The sequence below is a fragment of the Pelagibacterium flavum genome (assembly GCF_025854335.1).
In the GTDB taxonomy this organism is placed as follows: domain Bacteria; phylum Pseudomonadota; class Alphaproteobacteria; order Rhizobiales; family Devosiaceae; genus Pelagibacterium; species Pelagibacterium flavum.
The window spans coordinates 3,207,935-3,224,928 of record NZ_CP107716.1 but is presented as its reverse complement, the minus strand read 5'-3'; the positions used below and the strand labels follow the sequence as shown (position 1 = coordinate 3,224,928).

Sequence of the window (16,994 nt, the reverse complement as noted above, 5' to 3'; positions counted from 1 at the left end):
TGCTACACCTTGGTCATTAGACCAAAGTATTATCCCAAGGGGGAGAAAATGAAGTTTTTTGTCGACACCGCCGACATCAGCGAAATTCGTGAACTGCACGATGCAGGTTTGCTCGACGGCGTCACCACCAATCCGTCGCTGGTGGCTAAGTCGGGCCGCGATTTCAAGGAAGTGGTCAAGGAAATCTGCGACCTTCTGCCGGGCTTGCCCGTTTCTGCGGAAGTCGCTGCCACGGATTATGATGGCATGATGGCCGAGGCCGATGTCCTCAGCAAGATCGCCGACAACGTCGTGGTCAAGGTTCCGCTCACCCTGGCCGGACTGAAAGCCTGCAAGACTCTATCCGACCGTGGCATAAAGACCAACGTCACTCTGTGCTTCTCGGCTAATCAAGCCCTGCTGGCCGCCAAGGTCGGCGCGACTTACATCTCGCCGTTCCTGGGCCGTCTCGATGATATCAACCTCGATGGCATGCAGCTCATTTCCGACATCCGGGTGATTTACGACAACTACGATTTCAACACCCAGATTCTGGCCGCCTCGATCCGCTCGCCCAATCACGTCTCCGACGCTGCCCTGGCCGGGGCCGATGTGGCGACAATTCCGCCGGGTGTGCTCAAGAAGCTGGCCGACCATCCCCTGACCGACAAGGGCCTTGATGCCTTCGTCAAGGATTGGAAGTCCACGGGCCAGTCGATCATCTGAGCCCGATTTGACCGAGGATGATGTCCGCAAGAAAATCCAGGACGCGCTGGGCACCATAGAAGTGCCCGGCGGGTCTTCGCTTGCCGAATTTCCCGGCCTGTCCGACATCATCGTCACCAAGGGCGCCGTGGCCTTTGCCATCTCGGTTTCGCCGGGCATGGAAAAGGCGTTCGCCCCGGCCCGCACGGCGGCTGAACAGGCGGCCCAACAGGCCGCCGAGGGCCGAAAGGTCATGGTGTCGCTCACCGGCGACAAGGCGCCCGCTCAGGCCGCGCCCAAGGGCGCTTCGCCGCGCCCCGGCCCTCCACCCAAGTCTCCGGTCCCCGGCATCAAGCACATAATTGCTGTCGGCTCGGGCAAGGGCGGTGTGGGCAAATCCACATGTGCAGTCAATATCGCTTTGGGCCTGGTCAGACAGGGCCTCAAGGTGGGCATTCTCGACGCCGATCTTTATGGCCCTTCCTTGCCCAAGCTGCTCGGCATCGAGGGCAAGCCCGCTGTCCGTGACGATGGAATTTTCAAGCCCTTCGAGGTCCATGGCCTAAAAGCCATGTCGATCGGCCCGATGCTTACCGGAACTCAGGCCGTGGTCTGGCGCGGGCCTATGGCGACGTCAGCCCTGCGCCAGTTGTTGCGTGAAACCGATTGGGGCCAGCTCGATGTCCTCGTCGTCGATCTGCCACCGGGCACCGGCGATATCCAGATTTCACTGGTGCAGCAGGTCGAACTGGCCGGCGCAGTGATCATCTCCACACCACAGGATTTGGCACTTATCGACGCGCGAAAAGCCATCGATATGCTTACCCGCACCAATGTGCCTGTTCTCGGTATTGTAGAGAACATGAGCTATTTCATAGCGCCGGATACCGGGTCGCGCTACGACATCTTCGGCCATGGCGGCGCAAAAGCTGCCGCCGCGGAAATGGACATTCCGTTCCTCGGCGAAATCCCGCTGGTCATGGCGATCCGCGAGGGCGCCGACGCCGGCAAGCCTGCAGTCTCGTCTGGCGACAGCCCAGATGCTGAGGCATTCGTGGCCATCGCCGAGCGTCTGGCAGCGACTCTATCTAGGGCAAAAATTTTCTGACTTCAGACAACACGCTTCTCGATGATGACAAATCGGAAAAACGCTGATAGTCATAATGTAACCGATTACAAAAATTCGCACTCTGGGCGGAGAGTCGACAATGTTCAGCCACAAGCGCGCCGATTTCGGTGAGGATTTCCTGTTTGGGGCGGCCACCGCCGCCTACCAGATCGAGGGCGGCCAGACAGATGGCCGCGGGTCATCAATCTGGGATACGTTTTCGACGACTCCCGGCAACGTCCACAATAGCGAAACGGGCAAATTCGCGTGCGATCATTACAATCGCTGGCCCGAAGATCTCGATCTGCTGGCTGACGGGGGGTTCGACGCCTACCGCTTTTCCTTTGCCTGGCCACGCCTGATCCCCGAAGGGGTAGGGCAAGTCAATCAGAAAGGCGTCGATTTCTACGACCGTCTGATCGACGGCATGCTCGAGCGGGGCCTCAAACCCTTCGCGACGCTGTACCACTGGGATCTGCCCAGTGCCCTTCAGGACAAGGGCGGCTGGCTCAACCGCGATATTGCCGACTGGTTCGCCGACTATGCCGTGATGGTGCATAAAAACTTCGGCGACCGGCTCGAAACAACGGCCACCATAAATGAGCCATGGTGCGTCGCATTCCTTTCCCACATGCTCGGCGTTCACGCACCCGGCTATCGTGACATTCGCGCTGCTGCCCGTGCCTCTCACCATGTGCTTTTGGCCCATGGCACGGCCATCAACGCCTTGCGCGCCGAAGGCGGAAAGAACCTCGGTATCGTATGCAATTTCGAAGTCGCCCAGGGCGCCACCGGCAAGCCCGAGGATATGGGCGCCGCCCGGCTCTGGGATGGTATCTTCAACCGCTGGTACCTCGACGGGCTTTTCAAGGGCAAATACCCCTCCGACGTCCTCGCCCATTTCGCCCCCCACATGCCCGACGACTTTGCCGACGATATGGCGGTGGTCTCGACGCCAATCGATTGGTTCGGGGTTAATTATTATACCCGCGGCCTTTACGAGCACGCTCCCGAGCGTGGTGCCTTCCCGCTGCGCAAGGTCGATGGTCCGCTCGAAAAGACGGCCATCGGCTGGGAAATTTTCCCCGAGGGCCTTGAGGAAATCCTCACCCGCATCTCGGCCGATTATACCGACATCCCGCTTTATGTGACTGAAAACGGCATGGCCGAGATCGAAGGCACCGACGATCCGCGCCGCATCGCCTATTACAATGGCCATCTGGGCGCTGTCCTCGCCGCGCAAAAGCGCGGCGCCGATGTGCGCGGCTATTTCGGCTGGTCTCTGCTCGACAATTATGAATGGGCCGAAGGCTACGACAAGCGTTTCGGGCTGGTTCATGTTGACTACAAGACCCAGAAACGCACGCCCAAATCGTCCTACCGTGCCTTCCAGTCTCTTCTCACGGGAGCCAATCGCTCCCGCGTCGCCTGACCCTCATGAGGCGGCGCGAATGCTCTCCTGGGGTTCAATTGCAAAGTTCAAATTGAACACATTGTCGGGGTCGTAGCGCCGTTTCAGCGCCCGCAATCGTGACAATGTGGGCTCGGGAAACGCCTCGACCAGCCTGCCTGGATGTGTGTCGGTCTCGAAATTGAGATACATGCCCTTGAGCAGTGGCCGAAGGTCGCCCCATTGCCCATCGAGCAGTTCCGCCCGCCCGCGACTGCCGGCGGCAGTCAGCGAAAAATTCTGCGTCCGGTGCGGATAGGCCATGGCGTCAGCCGCAACATCGTTGACGGCTCCGCCCACCGATCTGATCTGCAACAGATTGGCCGCCCCCGAGGCCAGCAGCCCGTTCGCCCGCGCCGCGACTTCGGGCGTGATGTGGTCAACCAGCCCCGACCGGATCACAGCGCTCCCCCCGCGATGCTCACCGCTCGGATGGGCCACAACGCCGGCATAAGGTGTCAGATAAGCGCGCTGATCGACAATCGGCCCGGCTTCGCCCAAAGCATTGATCGCCTCGGCCGCCGCATCGGCATCCTCGCCTGCATAAACGCTGATCGCCTGGGCCAACGGCCCCTGGTCGGCCCGTCCGGGCACCGCCATGAGAAAGCTCGTCAACTCGCGCGGCGATGCCTCGACCAGCGCGCCCCAACGCTCGAGAACGCCCGCCATGTCGCTGCCATCGAACACCTGAACGGCCTGGATCACATTGCCCAGGGGATAGGCTTCAAGCTCGAATGACGTAACGATGCCGAAATTACCTCCAGCGCCGCGAATGGCCCAGAGTAAATCCGGCTCGTTGTCCTTGTTCGCCTGCACGATGCGCCCATCGGCTAACACGATCTTTGCGGCCACCACATGATCGATGGTGAGCCCAAACTTGCGCGCCAGATAGCCCAACCCGCCCGCCGTCGCGAGCCCGCCCACGCCCACGCCGCCATAATCGCCCGAACTCATCGCCAGCCCATGCTCGCCAAGCTTTGCCGCAACCTCACTCCAGCGCGCACCCGCACCCAGCCGCACCAGCCCGCTCTGCGCATCGAGCACCTCAATGGCGTTGATTGACCCAAGATCGATGATGATCCCGCCTCTGTTAGTCGAACGCCCGCTGATCCCATGTCCGCCGCTGCGCACCGAAAGCGGCACGTCTTGCTTGCGCGCATACAGCACCGCCGCCGAAACATCTTCGGCCGTTTCCGGCTTGATCACCAGCCCCGGCCGCCCCGACCAGATGTAGGAATGCCGCACGCCCTCATAGCGAAAATCGCCCGGCTCGATGGCGCGGTCCGCAAGGGCAGGGGGCAAGCCGTCATAATCGATCCCATCCATCCGTTTGGACAGCACCGCACTCGGACGCGGCGCCACAACACCTGAACCGGCCCGCGCCTTGCTCACAACACTTCGAACCTCGGGGGCGATCTCTTCGCCAATCACCCGCAGCAGGTCCGGATCGTGGCCGCCGAAAAAGAATCCGCTGAACCCGTGTTCGAGGATCAGTTCGGACAATTGCTCGACCCACTGGCTCGCCGGTCCCTGCAAGAAGCCGCCATCGTTCGCCTGGATGGCCGAACTGCCGATGTTGAGCAACCGTTTGATATCGGAAGGCTGCCGACCGGCAGCTATCGCAGCCTCGTCGATGATCGCGTTCGATTCCGCCATCGTTGGCGTCTTGAGATACTCCCAGCTCGGTAGTCACCCATCGGCCTCTGCGCCGGTGATCCTGAGCATGCGCGGCTTGTAGGCGCCCAGCCAGATCCCGATCTCGTGCGCCGGGCGAGGGCCGCGCCGCAGACCTGCGACCCGATAGTGCTCCCCTTCATGCTTTAGCCCCGCTCGGCTGGTGTCCCAGATCGACCGCATGATCCCGATTGCTTCTTGGAGTGCATCGACACGCTGGCCGGCGGTCAGGTCCGGCCCACCGGCCGCCTTGATCGCGTCGCCAAATCCCCCAGCGCCCAGGCCCATTTCGAACCGGCCGCCCGAAAGCAGATCGATACTCGCCGCCGCCTTGGCCAGAATTACCGGCGGACGCAGCGGAAGGTTAGTCACATTGGCAGCTACCTTGATACGGCTCGTCTTCGCCGCGATCCACGTCAGCAGCGTATAGGTATCCAGAAAATCGGAATTGTAAGGATGGTCCTGGATCGTCACGGCATCCAGCCCCGCCGCTTCGGCCGTCAGGGCGGTCGCTACGGCGCGCTGGGGATCCTTGGCGGACGGGATCGTAAATGTCCCGAACATCAGCTTGTGGCCATAGTCAGGCATTGCCGGTTCCCTTTGTTACTCCTGGATCCCATCGTATATGATAGTGAGCTGAACGCGGGGCAAGACGGCACTTTTCTGTAAGGTAAGGCACATGAGAGTAACGGACCGGCAAGAGTCACACTCGACCCAAAAGCGTCTCAAGGTCAGTAAGGTTCTGGCCGCATTGACCACAAATGGAGCCTGCTCATCGTAACGCGTCTTGGCGAGGGGCCATTGCGGTTCGGGCAATTGCTGCGCTCAATCGACGATATTTCACAAACTATGCTGACCTGCACTCTGCGTGGTCTCGAACGTGATGGACTTGTGCAACGCACGGTCATTCCCACACTCCCGCCACGCGCCGAATACGAACTCACCGATCTGGGACGCTTGCTGCAGGCGCCAGGCACCGTCCTGAGCAATTGGGCAGTGGAAAACGTTGCTGCCATCGATGCGGCAAGGGCCAACTACGATGCCGACCCTGGCGCCTCCAGGAACTGATTTTGCCCTTGCGCCGGAGGTGGTGAAGCGCCCAGCAACACCACGTTACTGGCTTGGCAAACCAGCAGCTTTGTGCAACGCTCAAATAGCCGCACGACAAAGCCCATAATGCTAAAAGGGGCGGCGAAAACGTTTTGGTTGCCAAAACGTTTTGGAATGTCGTATTCGGCAAACAGACGCCTTAATTTGCGTCTCCATGTGCCATGGGAGGACTACATGCACAAAAAACTTCTGGCTGGAGCTTCAGCTCTGGCGCTTTCCCTTGCCCTTGCGGCTCCTGCCTTTGCGCAGGCCGTTGAGCTGCCCGATCTGAACGGTGAAGAGTTTACCATTTTCGGCCCCTGGGTCGGTGGTGTTGAAATCGAGTCTTTCACTGCAGTCGTCGATGCCTTTAACGAGCGCACCGGTGCGAACGCTGAATATGTCGGTTCCGACAGCCTCGAACAGCAGATCGTGATCGACGCTCAGGCCGGCTCCGCACCCGAAGTCACCTTCTTTCCGCAACCCGGCCTTGCCGCCACCATGGCGTCCCAGGGTTTCCTGACACCGCTTCCCGAAGGCTCTGGCGACTGGATTCGCAACAATTATGCGGCCGGCGAATCGTGGGTCGATCTGGGCACCTACGCCAACGAGAACGGCGAGGAAGAGCTTTACGGCTTCTTCTATAACGTGAACCTCAAATCGCTCGTCTGGTACGTCCCCGACAACTTCGCAGATGCCGGCTATGAAGTGCCCGAGACCATGGAAGATTTGCTTGCACTTTCCGAGCAGATTGTGGCCGACGGCGGTACGCCCTGGTGCATTGGCATCGGCTCGGACGCTGCCACTGGCTGGCCAGCCACCGACTGGGTGGAAGACCTGATGCTCCGCACCCACGAACCCAGCGTCTATGATCAGTGGGTCGCCCACGAAATCCCGTTCGATGATCCGCGCGTGGTCGAGGCAATCGATACTTTCGGCACCTTCGTCAAGACCGAAGGTTGGGCCGCTGGTGGCGCCCAGGCGGTTGGCACGACTGACTTCCGCGATAGCCCGGCAGGTCTGTTCCAGGTGCCGCCGCAGTGCTACATGCACCGTCAGGCATCATTCATCTCGGCCTTCTTCCCCGAAGGAACGGAACTTGGCGTGGACGCCGACTTCTTCTACTTCCCGAGCTATGCCGAAAAAGACCTTGGCAATCCGGTTCTTGGTGCGGGCACTCTCGCTGCCATTACCAACGATACCCCGGGCGCACGTGCCTTCATGGACTTCCTCAAGGATCCTGAAGCCCATGAAATCTGGATGGCGACCGCAGGCTTCCTCACACCGCATACTGGCGTTGACCTGGCGGCCTATGCGGACGACACCCTGCGTGCACAAGGAGAAATCCTCCTCGCTGCCGATACCTTCCGGTTTGACGGTTCGGATCTGATGCCGGGTGCCATTGGCGCCGGTGCTTTCTGGACGGGCATGGTCGATTTCGTCGGCAGCGCGTCCGCCGAGGATGTGGCGTCCAATATCGAATCTGCTTGGAACAACCTCTGATCTGACAAACTGACGCCGGAGCGTTTTTCGCTCCGGCGTTATCCAACGAGACACTCTCAAAGAGTGTGGGGGAGCATGATGGTCAATCAGATTCTCTATGCGGCCTTAACCATCGTTATCGGCGTTGGTTTTGCCTTCATCTATTTCTGGGGAAGCAACTGGCTTCTCGACAGGCTACTGTCGACGGAAGATGTGGACGGTCCCACTTCCATTCGCCGGGACACCTTGCGCACGCGTATCCGTCCGTGGATCTTCCTGTTCCCAGCGCTGTTCTTCCTGACGGTCTATCTCGTTTATCCGGTGTTCGAGACCATCAGGCTCACCTTCTACGATGGAGGCGGGCGAAACTTCGTCGGCTCTTCCAACTGGATATGGGCGCTCAATAGTCCTGCTTTCGTTCAGTCGCTTATCAATAACGCGCTCTGGCTCATCGTGGTGCCCTCGGCGGCCACGGCTTTTGGTCTGCTCGTGGCCGTTCTCGCTGACCGGCTTTGGTGGGGCAACATCGCCAAGTCACTGGTCTTCATGCCGATGGCCATATCCTTTGTCGGCGCGTCGGTGATCTGGAAGTTCATCTATGATTATCGCGGCACCGGAGAGCAGATCGGCTTGCTCAACGCTATGGTCATGGCGTTCGGCGGTGAACCGCAGGCCTGGATCACGCTGCCCTTCTGGAACAATTTCTTCTTGATGGTCATTCTTGTCTGGATTCAGACCGGCTTTGCCATGGTCATTCTCTCGGCGGCACTGAGGGGCATCCCTGAAGAAACCATCGAGGCCGCCCGCATCGATGGTGCCAGCGACATCAGGATATTTTTCGATATCATGATCCCGCAGATCCTGCCCACGATCCTCGTGGTCTGGACGACCATAACCATCGTCGTGCTCAAGATTTTCGACATCGTGCTCGCCATGACCGGCGGGCAGTGGGATACGCAGGTTCTGGCAAACCTCATGTACGACCAGATGTTCCGGGCCAATCACTTCGGCCACGGCTCGGTCGTTGCACTGGTCATCATGATTGCGGTTCTGCCGGTGATGATCTGGAACATTCGCCAGGCAAGTTCTGAACAGGGGACGCACTGATGGCTACGATCGCAGACGTGCAAACGACAGGGGCCGAGGCCAGAACCAGTTGGCTCAGCAAAGTCCGTGTCACACCGGGGCGTGCAATGGCCCATCTGGCCCTGTTGCTCCTTGTGGTGATATGGACGGTTCCCACGTTCGGGCTGCTGATTTCCTCGGTTCGGGACAAGGATCAACTTGCGGTTTCCGGTTGGTGGACCTCGCTCACCACAGTTGAACGGAGCAGTGCTGGCGTTCTTGGCACCGCTGCCGATCAGATCGAGGAGGGTGGACAATTTGTCATCCGCGGCAATCTCTTGGCGGAAGGCTCAAACGAGACCATCGTCAGCTTCGGCACCTCGATCAACAATCCAACCGAGTTTGCCGTTGGATCTCCGGCGCAAATGCGTGTTGGCGGCGAGATCATCGTCTCCGAGGACGGCTCCTACGTATGGACATCGCCAACTGCCTTCGAGCATGATCGGGTAAGGCTGTTCTACACCTCGGCGGTTCCGCCCCGATTTACGCTCGAAAATTACACCGAGGTGCTGACCTCGGCGGGTATCGGGCGGGCTTTCGTCAATTCGTTCACGGTGACAGTGCCGGCCACGATCATCCCGATTCTCATCGCCGCCTTTGCCGCCTATGCACTGGCCTGGATGCGGTTTCCGGGCCGAACGCTGCTGGTTGCGCTGATGGTAGGCCTGCTCGTCGTGCCGTTGCAGATGTCGCTCATTCCGCTGTTGCGTATGTATAATGGAATCGCGACGACGTTCGGTGGCAACTCGAAGACCTATCTTGGGATATGGCTTGCTCACACCGCTTTCGGTCTGCCGCTCGCCATTTACCTGCTGCGCAACTACATGGCCGGTCTGCCGCGGGAGATTATGGAAAGCGCGCGTATGGACGGTGCCTCGCACTTCCAGATTTTCGCGACCATGGTGCTGCCGCTCTCGTTCCCGGCTCTGGCGTCTTTTGCCATCTTCCAGTTCCTTTGGGTCTGGAACGATCTTCTCGTCGCCATCGTATTTCTTGGGCAAAGTTCTGACGAACTGGTGCTCACGGGGCAGTTGCGCGCTCTGCTAGGATCGCGCGGCGACAATTGGGAAATCCTGACCGCGGGGGCGTTCATCTCGATCATCGTTCCGTTGATCGTGTTCTTCTCGCTCCAGCGCTACTTCGTGCGCGGACTCCTGGCCGGTTCGGTCAAGGGCGGCTGAGGCGCATTCCATCCTTACAGAAGGGCCGCTCAAAGGGAGCGGCCCTTTTTTATGCGAAATGGACGCTACCGGCGATGGCGTCGCCTGACACTCCGGCACCCAGATCGAACAGGGATGGGATAAGCGTGCCGCTTTTCTTCTTGCGCTCGCATTGCCGGATCACCTCGGCCACCAGCGCCCGGCCCGCAGCCCGCAACGAGGATCGCACATAGGTGATCTGCCCTTCGACAGGCGCTAGGTTGAGATATTGCAGTTCGTCATTCATTGAGGCGATCATCACGTCCTTTCCAGGCACGCGGCCAGCACGCGATACAGCTGCCAAGCCCTCGGTCGCCAGGAGGATCGACGAGTAAAGAAATGCTGTGATCGACGGGTCGGTCAGCGCCAGTTCGGTGAGCTGAAATCCGGCCTCCACCATCGGGTGCGTGCCTTCGAGATACATCACGGTATCGGGCGAACGCCCAAGATCGCGCAGCGCATCGTAAACCGCCTGCCGCCGCGTTGTGGCATAGAGAAACCGCTCATCGCCGTTGATAAAGGCAATCCGCCCGTGCCCATTGGCCAAAATCAGCTTGGTCAAATTGTAGAAATTGCCGTAATTATCGACGTCCACCCAGCCATATTGGCCCTGTCGCTCCTCGCGGCCATGCACGACAAAGGGAACGTTGGCGTCGAGCAGAAAATCGATGCGCGGGTCGTTGGGGCGGGGCAAATCGACAATAAAGCCATCCACGCTCCCATCGCGCACATAGCGCTCATAGGCCGCCAGTTGTCGCTCGAGCGTTTCACTGGTCATCACGATATCGTAGTGATCGATCCGCGCCTCGCGCAGAACCCCAGCCATTACCTCGACGAAATGGGGATCTACGAATTTGTTGTCGTCGTCAGCCTGTACCCACGCGATCGAATGGCTCCGCCGCGTCACCAGCCGCTGCGCGTTGCGGTTCGGTGTGTAACCAAGCCGCCGCGCCGCATCTATCACTTTCCTGCGTGTCTTTTCGCCAACATCGGAATAGCCATTGAGCGCCCGTGATATGGTGGTGATCGACACGTCGAGTTCAGCCGCCAGATCCTTGATCGTGACGTTCCGATTCTGCGCCCCGGTATGCTTTCGCGACCGGTTCGAGCCTGTGATCATCGCATAATCAGGGCTCCTCCACCCAAATGCCTTACCCTTTGCTGATCCATTGGCTTGTCGCGCAGAGGGCTGTTACCACTCCTTGCACAATATTGCGCGAGACAATGCAAGACCCGGTTGACGCCAGGCGGGCCACCAGCGTAAGGATTCTAAGCCAAAACGTTTTGGATACAAGCAATAAAGGCGTTTGGCGGGTGCTTGAGGGCGCCGCGAAGTTAGGGCTTTATATCTGCGGGCAGGGCACCAACCTTGCCGCATCCACGCTTAGGGGGAAATCGCTCGGCGATGAGTTATTTTGCGACCGAGTCACGCCAGTTCGTGCATCCCGAAGATACGTCATCCGCCGCAAGGGATTGGTGGCGTGGCGCTGTGATCTATCAGATTTACCCGCGCTCGTTTCAAGACAACAACACCGACGGCGTGGGCGATCTGGTGGGCATAACATCACGGCTCGAATACGTCGCCGATCTGGGAGTCGATGCAATCTGGCTCTCGCCGGTGTTCACCTCGCCCATGAAGGATTTCGGCTACGACGTCTCGAACTATCGCGACATCGACCCGACCTTCGGTTCGCTCGAAGATTTTGACCGGCTGCTTGAAAAGGCCCATTCCCTCGGCCTGAAAGTCATCATTGATCAGGTAATCTCGCATTCCTCGGACCGCCATCCCTGGTTTGCCGAAAGCCGCCTGTCGCGCACCAATGAAAAGGCCGATTGGTATGTCTGGGCAGATCCCAAACCCGATGGCAGCCCACCTAACAACTGGCTCTCGATATTTGGCGGCTCAGGCTGGCATTGGGACGGCCGGCGCATGCAGTATTACCTGCACAATTTCCTGGTTTCCCAGCCCGATCTCAACTTTCACAACCCTGCGGTTCAGGATGCGTTGCTGGGCGAAATGCGCTTCTGGCTCGAACGCGGCGTCGATGGGTTCCGGCTCGATACCGTCAATTTCTATTTTCATTCTCAGGGGCTCGAAAACAATCCGCCCGTCCGGCCCGAAGACTACAACGCGTCAACCGCGCCGGCAGTCAATCCCTACAACCTTCAGGAACACCTCTACGACAAGAGCCAGCCGGAAAACATTGCCTTCCTCCAGCGTGTGCGTGGGCTGCTCGATGAATATCCCGGCACCACGGCAGTTGGCGAAATCGGTGACGCCCAGCACCAGCTCGAAATCATGGCCCAATACACCTCGGGCACCGATAAGCTGCATATGTGCTATACTTTTGACTATCTTGGTGGCGAATATACTGCCGCCCATTTCCGTGACGCACTTCGCCTGACGCAGGAGAAGGCTCCCGATGGCTGGATTTGCCTGGCATTTTCAAACCACGACGTCGTCCGCCATGTCAGTCGCTGGGCACCGCACGGTTTCGAGGATCGCTTGACGCGACAGGCTGCGCTGCTGCTTCTGACCATGCGTGGTTCGGTCTGTCTCTATCAGGGCGAGGAACTCGGTCTCACCGAGGCCGAGATCGCCTATGACGATCTTGTTGATCCTTACGGCATTGAGTTCTGGCCCGAGTTCAAGGGCCGCGACGGCTGCCGCACGCCGATGGTCTGGCAGTCCCACGTCCGCAATGGTGGGTTTTCCACGGCCAACCGCACATGGCTGCCCGTGCCGGCCCAGCATCTGCCCTATGCAGTTGACCAGCAGGACAATGTCGCCAATTCAATTCTGTCTCTCTATCGCGCCATCTTGCGTTTCCGACGCGAGCATCCGGTCCTGATCAAGGGCAATCTCGAACTGGTCGAGGGAATGCCCGATACCGTTCTGGCCTTCACGCGCGCGGTGGGCGAAGACAAACTGTTCTGCGCCTTTAACATGGGCGTCGAGCCAACAATTGTCGATCTGCCGGAGGGTTTGCTTCTCGAAGATGCCGGCGCACCGGGCGCCGATGCGCAGTTGGAGGGCAATCGGTTGAGTTTCGGCCCGTTCGGAGCCTATATTGGACGCATAAATTAAGGGCAAAGTGCCCAGGGGAGGGATGATGTCTGACCTGCAGATTAGTAATCTTTACAAGCGCTACGGCAATGTCGAAGTGCTCAAGGATATAAATCTCGACATCAAGTCGGGTGAGTTCATCGTCTTCGTCGGCCCCTCGGGTTGTGGCAAGTCGACCCTTTTGCGTACCATCTCGGGGCTCGAGACGATTTCCTCCGGCACGCTGGAAATCGGCGGTCGCGTCGTCAATGACGTTGCCCCCTCCAAGCGCGGCATCTCGATGGTGTTCCAGTCCTATGCGCTTTATCCGCATATGACCGTGTTCGACAACATGGCTTATTCGCTCAAACTCACCCGCACCCCCAAGGACGAGATCAAAAAGAAGGTCGAAGCCGCAGCAGAAATGCTCCAGCTGGGCCCTTATCTCGAACGGCTCCCCAAGGCGCTTTCGGGCGGTCAGCGCCAGCGTGTCGCCATCGGTCGCGCCATTGTACGCAATCCGCAGGTCTTCCTGTTCGACGAACCGCTCTCCAATCTTGACGCTGCCCTTCGTGTCGCGACCCGCATGGAGATAGCCAAGCTAAAGGAATCACTGCCCGGCACCACAATGATCTACGTCACCCACGATCAGGTCGAGGCCATGACGCTCGCCGACCGCATCGTGGTGCTCAAGGATGGCGTCGTGATGCAGGTGGGCACGCCTATGGAGCTTTACGATCAGCCCCAATCGCTCTTTGTTGCGGGCTTCATCGGCTCGCCGAAGATGAACTTTCTCACCGGCAAGAACGCCACCTCCTACAAGGCCGCGACGGTCGGTGTGCGTCCAGAGCACATGGAGATCGTGCCCAACGGCAACGGCGCCTGGTCGGGCAAGGTCATCTATGCCGAAGACCTTGGTTCCGACAGCTTCATCTATGTCGATATCGGCGAGGAAGATGCGGTCATTATTCGTCAGGAAGGCAAGACGCCGTATAAGGCCGGAGCCCAGATCAGCTTCAAGCCCAAAGGCGACCTCTTCCATCTTTTCGATGAAGTCGGTCAGCCCATCACTGGCGGCGTTGCCGCGCGGGCTAATCCTGGTAGCGCAAAGTCGGCGACGCCTGCTAACCCGACCGAAGAAGGTAAGCCCGACGAGGGCGTGGTGGGTTCGGCGGGCGCTGTCGCAATGCCAGCCAAACCGGCGCGGAACGCTACGGCCAAATCGAAGACCGCAACTCCCAAGGCCGGCACCGTCAAATCCACCACTGCCAGAAAAGCGCCGGTTCGCAAGGCTCCGGCCAAGCCCAAGGCATAGCCCGGCAGAAGACAGGGATCTGGATCAAATTCGCGACTACTTGGAAAAGCGAATTTGATCCGTGAGCGACCGGCTTATCTGGCGTTCGGACGTCCGGTCCTTGCCAAAAGCACCACCGGCAAAATGCCGATAGCGACGATGATGAGCGCGGCCAGCGCCGCGTCTTCGTACGTTCCGCGCGCTGCTTCGCCATAGAGCAGCGTTGCTAGGCTCTCGAAATTGAGCGGCCGCAATAGTAGGGTTGCCGGCAATTCTTTCATGCAGTCAACGAAGACCAGGAGCCCTGCCGCGGTCAGCGCTGTGCGCGATAGGGGCAGATGCACGCGAAATAGGGTACCCGTAGCGCTCTGCCCCAGCGTACGCGCCGCGTGATCATAGGATGTCGGGATCCGGCTTAGCCCCGCTTCGATACCACCCGCCGAAATCGCCAGAAACCGCGCCGTATAGGCATAGATCAGCGCTGCGCCCGATCCGAGAAGCAATAGTCCGGTTGAAATCCCGATCCAATCGCGCATCAGTCCGTCCAGTGTGCGATCGAAAGCGGCCACCGGGATCAGAATACCAATGGCCAAAACCGTACCGGGGACCGCGTAGCCCAGCGTCGCAATCCGCGCGGCAATTGCGGTCTTGCGTCCCGGCTGCAGCCGTGCGGCGTACGCAATGGCAAATCCCAGCACCAGAACCACCGCAGTGGCCATTGCCGAGATCGAGATTGTATTGATTGCCGCCCTCACAAGCGCTGGAGAAAAGCCCGCAAATTCGATCCGTCTGACCGCAGCGATGGCCAGATAGATGGCCGGTCCTACAAACCCGATCAGGATTGGCAGAAAACCCAGCGCAAAGGCTCCCAGCCCCTTCAGACCAGCCAACTTCCGGGGTGGCATGGGCCTTGCTCGTTGGGCGCTGGCCGCAAAGCGCTGGTTGCGGCGTGCCCAGCGCTCGAAAACGATCAGCGCGACGACGACCGTGAGCATGGCGATGGCGATCTGTGCCGCCCCGGCCAGATCAGTTCGCACGATCCATGTGGTATAGACCGAGGCCGTCAGCGTACGGATACCCAGAAACTGCGCAGCGCCCACATCGTTTAGTGCTTCCATCAGCGCCAGCGATACGCCAATGGCAATTGCCGGGCGGGCCAGGGGCAGCGCCACGCGCCAGAATACGCCGTTTCGCCCCACCCCCAGTGTCCGGGAAACCTCCACGAGATTGGCAGCCTGGGTCAGAAACATCGCGCGCGTCGTCAGATAGACGTACGGGTAGAGAACGAAACCGAACACACCGATGGCCCCCCACATGGCACGGATATCGGGAAGCCTGAAATCGCGCGGGCTCGAATAGCCCAGCACCCAGCGGATAGCGCCTTGAATGGGTCCCAGTGGGCTCAAAACGTCGAGATAGGCATAGGCCATGATGTAGGTAGGTACGGCCAGAGGCAGCAACAGAGCCCATTCGAGCACCGCCCGCCCGCGAAAATCATAGGCCGAAACCAGCCATGCTGCTCCCGTACCTACACAGGTCGCGATGATACCGGTACCGAGCAACAAAACGCCTGTATTCCAGGCCGCCTGCGGCAGGATATTGGTCAGAACATGTGACCACAGCGTGCCCGTATCGGCCATCGCGGTAACCGCGATTGTTGCCACTGGCAACAGCGCAAGAGCCGCGGCGGAAAATGCCAGCGCGGCCCAAAGGGAAAGTCTGATCCGTTGCCGCCCTGCGGGACGGCTTGCAGCCATGGCCATCATCAAGGAAGACGCGGCGGGTTGACCCCGCCGCGCTTGTCCTAGTTTTCGAAAGTGTCGAAGTTGACTTCATCGACCAACTCGCTGGCCCGTGTGCGGAACGGCAGCACTTCGGTCAGAGAGAGATCATCAGCTTCAAGTTCGCCGAAGGCGGCAATAATCGGGTGCACCTCGGCCGATGCGGAGACCGGGTACTCGAAATTGGCTTCTGCATAGAGCTTCTGGGCATCATCGGACACAAGATATTCGAGGAGCTGGATGGCTTCCTCACGATTTGGCGCATGGGCCGCCAACCCGGCACCCGAGATATTGACCAGAGTACCGCCGTTCTCGAAAGTCGGCAGAATAACCTTCATTTCTTCGGCCCAGGCCTGCTGCTCTTCGCCGCCGGCGCCCGATGTCATCAGGCCCACATAGTAGGAATTGCCGATGGCGATGTCGCAAATACCGGCGGCAATATCACGTGCCCCGTCGCGATCGCCACCGGCGGCAACGCGAGCCTGATTGGCCTTGATGCCTTCAAGCCAGCTGCGGGTTTCCTCTTCGCCGTATTTTGCCATATAGGCGGCAAACATCGCCGTGTTGTATGGATGCTGGCCCGAGCGAATGCACAGCCGACCGCGCCATTCCTCATCGTCCAGCTGTTCATAGGTAAAGCTGTCGAGATCGAGATCCTTGGCGGCATAGAGCACGCGCGCCCGACCGGACAGTGCAAACCAATTACCATCGGGATCGCGCAACGCTTCAGGAACGGCGCCTTCGAGCACTTCAGAATCGATCGGTTGGGTAAGCCCGGCATCGACCAGATCGATCAGAGCGCCAAAATCGACAGTCATCAGGATATCGGCGGGGGAGCTTTCGCCTTCGGCTGAAACACGTTCGATCAATCCATCCTGCAAAAAGACGGTATTGACGGCAACACCGGTTTCAGCGGTAAACGCGTCGAGGATCGGTTGAATCAGACCCGGTTCGCGAGTGGTGTAGATATTGACCTCTTGGGTCAGCGCAGGAACCGCGGCACCCAGCGCCAGAAGGCCGGCTGTCGAAAAAATCTTTAGAAATCGTGTCATTTGGGTGTTT

The 16,994-nt window shown here is 59.4% G+C and carries 13 protein-coding genes and 1 pseudogene; 9 read left to right on the top strand and 5 right to left on the bottom strand.

Going from position 1 to position 16,994, the window contains the following annotated elements; all coding sequences use genetic code 11:
- Nucleotides 1-48 precede the first annotated feature (48 nt).
- From fsa to OF122_RS16215, 3 genes are all read left to right on the top strand, one after another.
- Nucleotides 49-705, top strand: a complete 657-nt coding sequence (fsa, locus tag OF122_RS16225) for a fructose-6-phosphate aldolase (RefSeq protein WP_264225225.1) — start codon at nucleotides 49-51, stop codon at nucleotides 703-705.
- Nucleotides 706-712: 7 nt separating this feature from the next.
- Complete coding sequence (locus OF122_RS16220) at nucleotides 713-1,792, top strand: Mrp/NBP35 family ATP-binding protein (protein WP_264225224.1); 1,080 nt, start codon at nucleotides 713-715, stop codon at nucleotides 1,790-1,792.
- A gap of 100 nt (nucleotides 1,793-1,892) precedes the next feature.
- Nucleotides 1,893-3,224, top strand: coding sequence for a GH1 family beta-glucosidase (locus OF122_RS16215; RefSeq protein WP_264225223.1), 1,332 nt, complete (start codon nucleotides 1,893-1,895; stop codon nucleotides 3,222-3,224).
- Between the two features lie 3 nt (nucleotides 3,225-3,227).
- Here the strand turns inward: OF122_RS16215 and OF122_RS16210 are convergent, their stop codons facing one another.
- Nucleotides 3,228-4,898 carry an FAD-binding oxidoreductase gene (locus OF122_RS16210; protein ID WP_264225222.1) on the bottom strand — a complete coding sequence of 557 codons (1,671 nt, stop codon included), beginning with the start codon at nucleotides 4,896-4,898 and terminating at the stop codon, nucleotides 3,228-3,230.
- 33 nt (nucleotides 4,899-4,931) lie between these two features.
- Nucleotides 4,932-5,504, bottom strand: coding sequence for an LLM class flavin-dependent oxidoreductase (locus OF122_RS16205; RefSeq protein ID WP_264225221.1), 573 nt, complete (start codon nucleotides 5,502-5,504; stop codon nucleotides 4,932-4,934).
- Nucleotides 5,505-5,717: 213 nt separating this feature from the next.
- Here OF122_RS16205 and OF122_RS16200 point away from each other — a divergent pair, with 213 nt between their 5' ends.
- The 4 genes from OF122_RS16200 (at nucleotide 5,718) to OF122_RS16185 (ending at nucleotide 9,793) form a co-directional block, all read left to right on the top strand.
- Nucleotides 5,718-5,984, top strand: a complete 267-nt coding sequence (locus OF122_RS16200) for a winged helix-turn-helix transcriptional regulator (protein WP_319019374.1) — start codon at nucleotides 5,718-5,720, stop codon at nucleotides 5,982-5,984.
- A 216-nt stretch (nucleotides 5,985-6,200) separates the two neighbouring features.
- On the top strand, nucleotides 6,201-7,508 hold the full coding sequence (locus OF122_RS16195) for an ABC transporter substrate-binding protein (RefSeq protein WP_264225220.1): 1,308 nt from the start codon (nucleotides 6,201-6,203) through the stop codon (nucleotides 7,506-7,508).
- Nucleotides 7,509-7,586: 78 nt separating this feature from the next.
- A complete protein-coding gene (locus tag OF122_RS16190; RefSeq protein ID WP_264227687.1) occupies nucleotides 7,587-8,594 on the top strand; it encodes a carbohydrate ABC transporter permease in 1,008 nt (335 codons plus the stop codon).
- Nucleotides 8,595-8,680: 86 nt separating this feature from the next.
- Nucleotides 8,681-9,793, top strand: coding sequence for a carbohydrate ABC transporter permease (locus OF122_RS16185; protein WP_264227686.1), 1,113 nt, complete (start codon nucleotides 8,681-8,683; stop codon nucleotides 9,791-9,793).
- A 49-nt stretch (nucleotides 9,794-9,842) separates the two neighbouring features.
- On the opposite strand, the gene OF122_RS16180 is transcribed toward OF122_RS16185, so the two are convergent.
- The gene (locus tag OF122_RS16180; RefSeq protein WP_264225219.1) at nucleotides 9,843-10,931 is read right to left on the bottom strand and encodes a LacI family DNA-binding transcriptional regulator; all 1,089 of its coding nucleotides are present in this window, start codon (nucleotides 10,929-10,931) and stop codon (nucleotides 9,843-9,845) included.
- A 285-nt stretch (nucleotides 10,932-11,216) separates the two neighbouring features.
- On the opposite strand from OF122_RS16180, the gene bglA reads away from it, so the two are divergent.
- Both bglA and OF122_RS16170 read left to right on the top strand, forming a co-directional pair.
- Nucleotides 11,217-12,899, top strand: coding sequence for a beta-galactosidase BglA (gene bglA, locus OF122_RS16175; RefSeq protein ID WP_264225218.1), 1,683 nt, complete (start codon nucleotides 11,217-11,219; stop codon nucleotides 12,897-12,899).
- 25 nt (nucleotides 12,900-12,924) lie between these two features.
- A pseudogene (locus tag OF122_RS16170) lies at nucleotides 12,925-13,926 on the top strand (ABC transporter ATP-binding protein); the annotation flags it as partial.
- 320 nt (nucleotides 13,927-14,246) lie between these two features.
- On the opposite strand, the gene OF122_RS16165 reads toward OF122_RS16170, so the two are convergent.
- Together OF122_RS16165 and OF122_RS16160 are read right to left on the bottom strand one after the other, a co-directional pair.
- A complete protein-coding gene (locus OF122_RS16165) occupies nucleotides 14,247-15,908 on the bottom strand; it encodes an ABC transporter permease (protein ID WP_408636257.1) in 1,662 nt (553 codons plus the stop codon).
- A gap of 47 nt (nucleotides 15,909-15,955) precedes the next feature.
- Nucleotides 15,956-16,984, bottom strand: coding sequence for an extracellular solute-binding protein (locus OF122_RS16160; RefSeq protein ID WP_264225217.1), 1,029 nt, complete (start codon nucleotides 16,982-16,984; stop codon nucleotides 15,956-15,958).
- Between the last annotated feature and the right edge of the window lie 10 nt (nucleotides 16,985-16,994).

Coding starts and splice junctions, on each gene's coding strand:
- fsa (WP_264225225.1), top strand. CDS start 49: ATGAAGTTTTTTGTCGACACCGCCGACATCAGCGAAATTCGTGAACTG.
- OF122_RS16215 (WP_264225223.1), top strand. CDS start 1,893: ATGTTCAGCCACAAGCGCGCCGATTTCGGTGAGGATTTCCTGTTTGGG.
- OF122_RS16210 (WP_264225222.1), bottom strand. CDS start 4,898: ATGGCGGAATCGAACGCGATCATCGACGAGGCTGCGATAGCTGCCGGT.
- OF122_RS16205 (WP_264225221.1), bottom strand. CDS start 5,504: ATGCCTGACTATGGCCACAAGCTGATGTTCGGGACATTTACGATCCCG.
- OF122_RS16195 (WP_264225220.1), top strand. CDS start 6,201: ATGCACAAAAAACTTCTGGCTGGAGCTTCAGCTCTGGCGCTTTCCCTT.
- OF122_RS16190 (WP_264227687.1), top strand. CDS start 7,587: ATGGTCAATCAGATTCTCTATGCGGCCTTAACCATCGTTATCGGCGTT.
- OF122_RS16185 (WP_264227686.1), top strand. CDS start 8,681: ATGGCCCATCTGGCCCTGTTGCTCCTTGTGGTGATATGGACGGTTCCC.
- OF122_RS16180 (WP_264225219.1), bottom strand. CDS start 10,931: ATGATCACAGGCTCGAACCGGTCGCGAAAGCATACCGGGGCGCAGAAT.
- bglA (WP_264225218.1), top strand. CDS start 11,217: ATGAGTTATTTTGCGACCGAGTCACGCCAGTTCGTGCATCCCGAAGAT.
- OF122_RS16165 (WP_408636257.1), bottom strand. CDS start 15,908: ATGGCTGCAAGCCGTCCCGCAGGGCGGCAACGGATCAGACTTTCCCTT.
- OF122_RS16160 (WP_264225217.1), bottom strand. CDS start 16,984: ATGACACGATTTCTAAAGATTTTTTCGACAGCCGGCCTTCTGGCGCTG.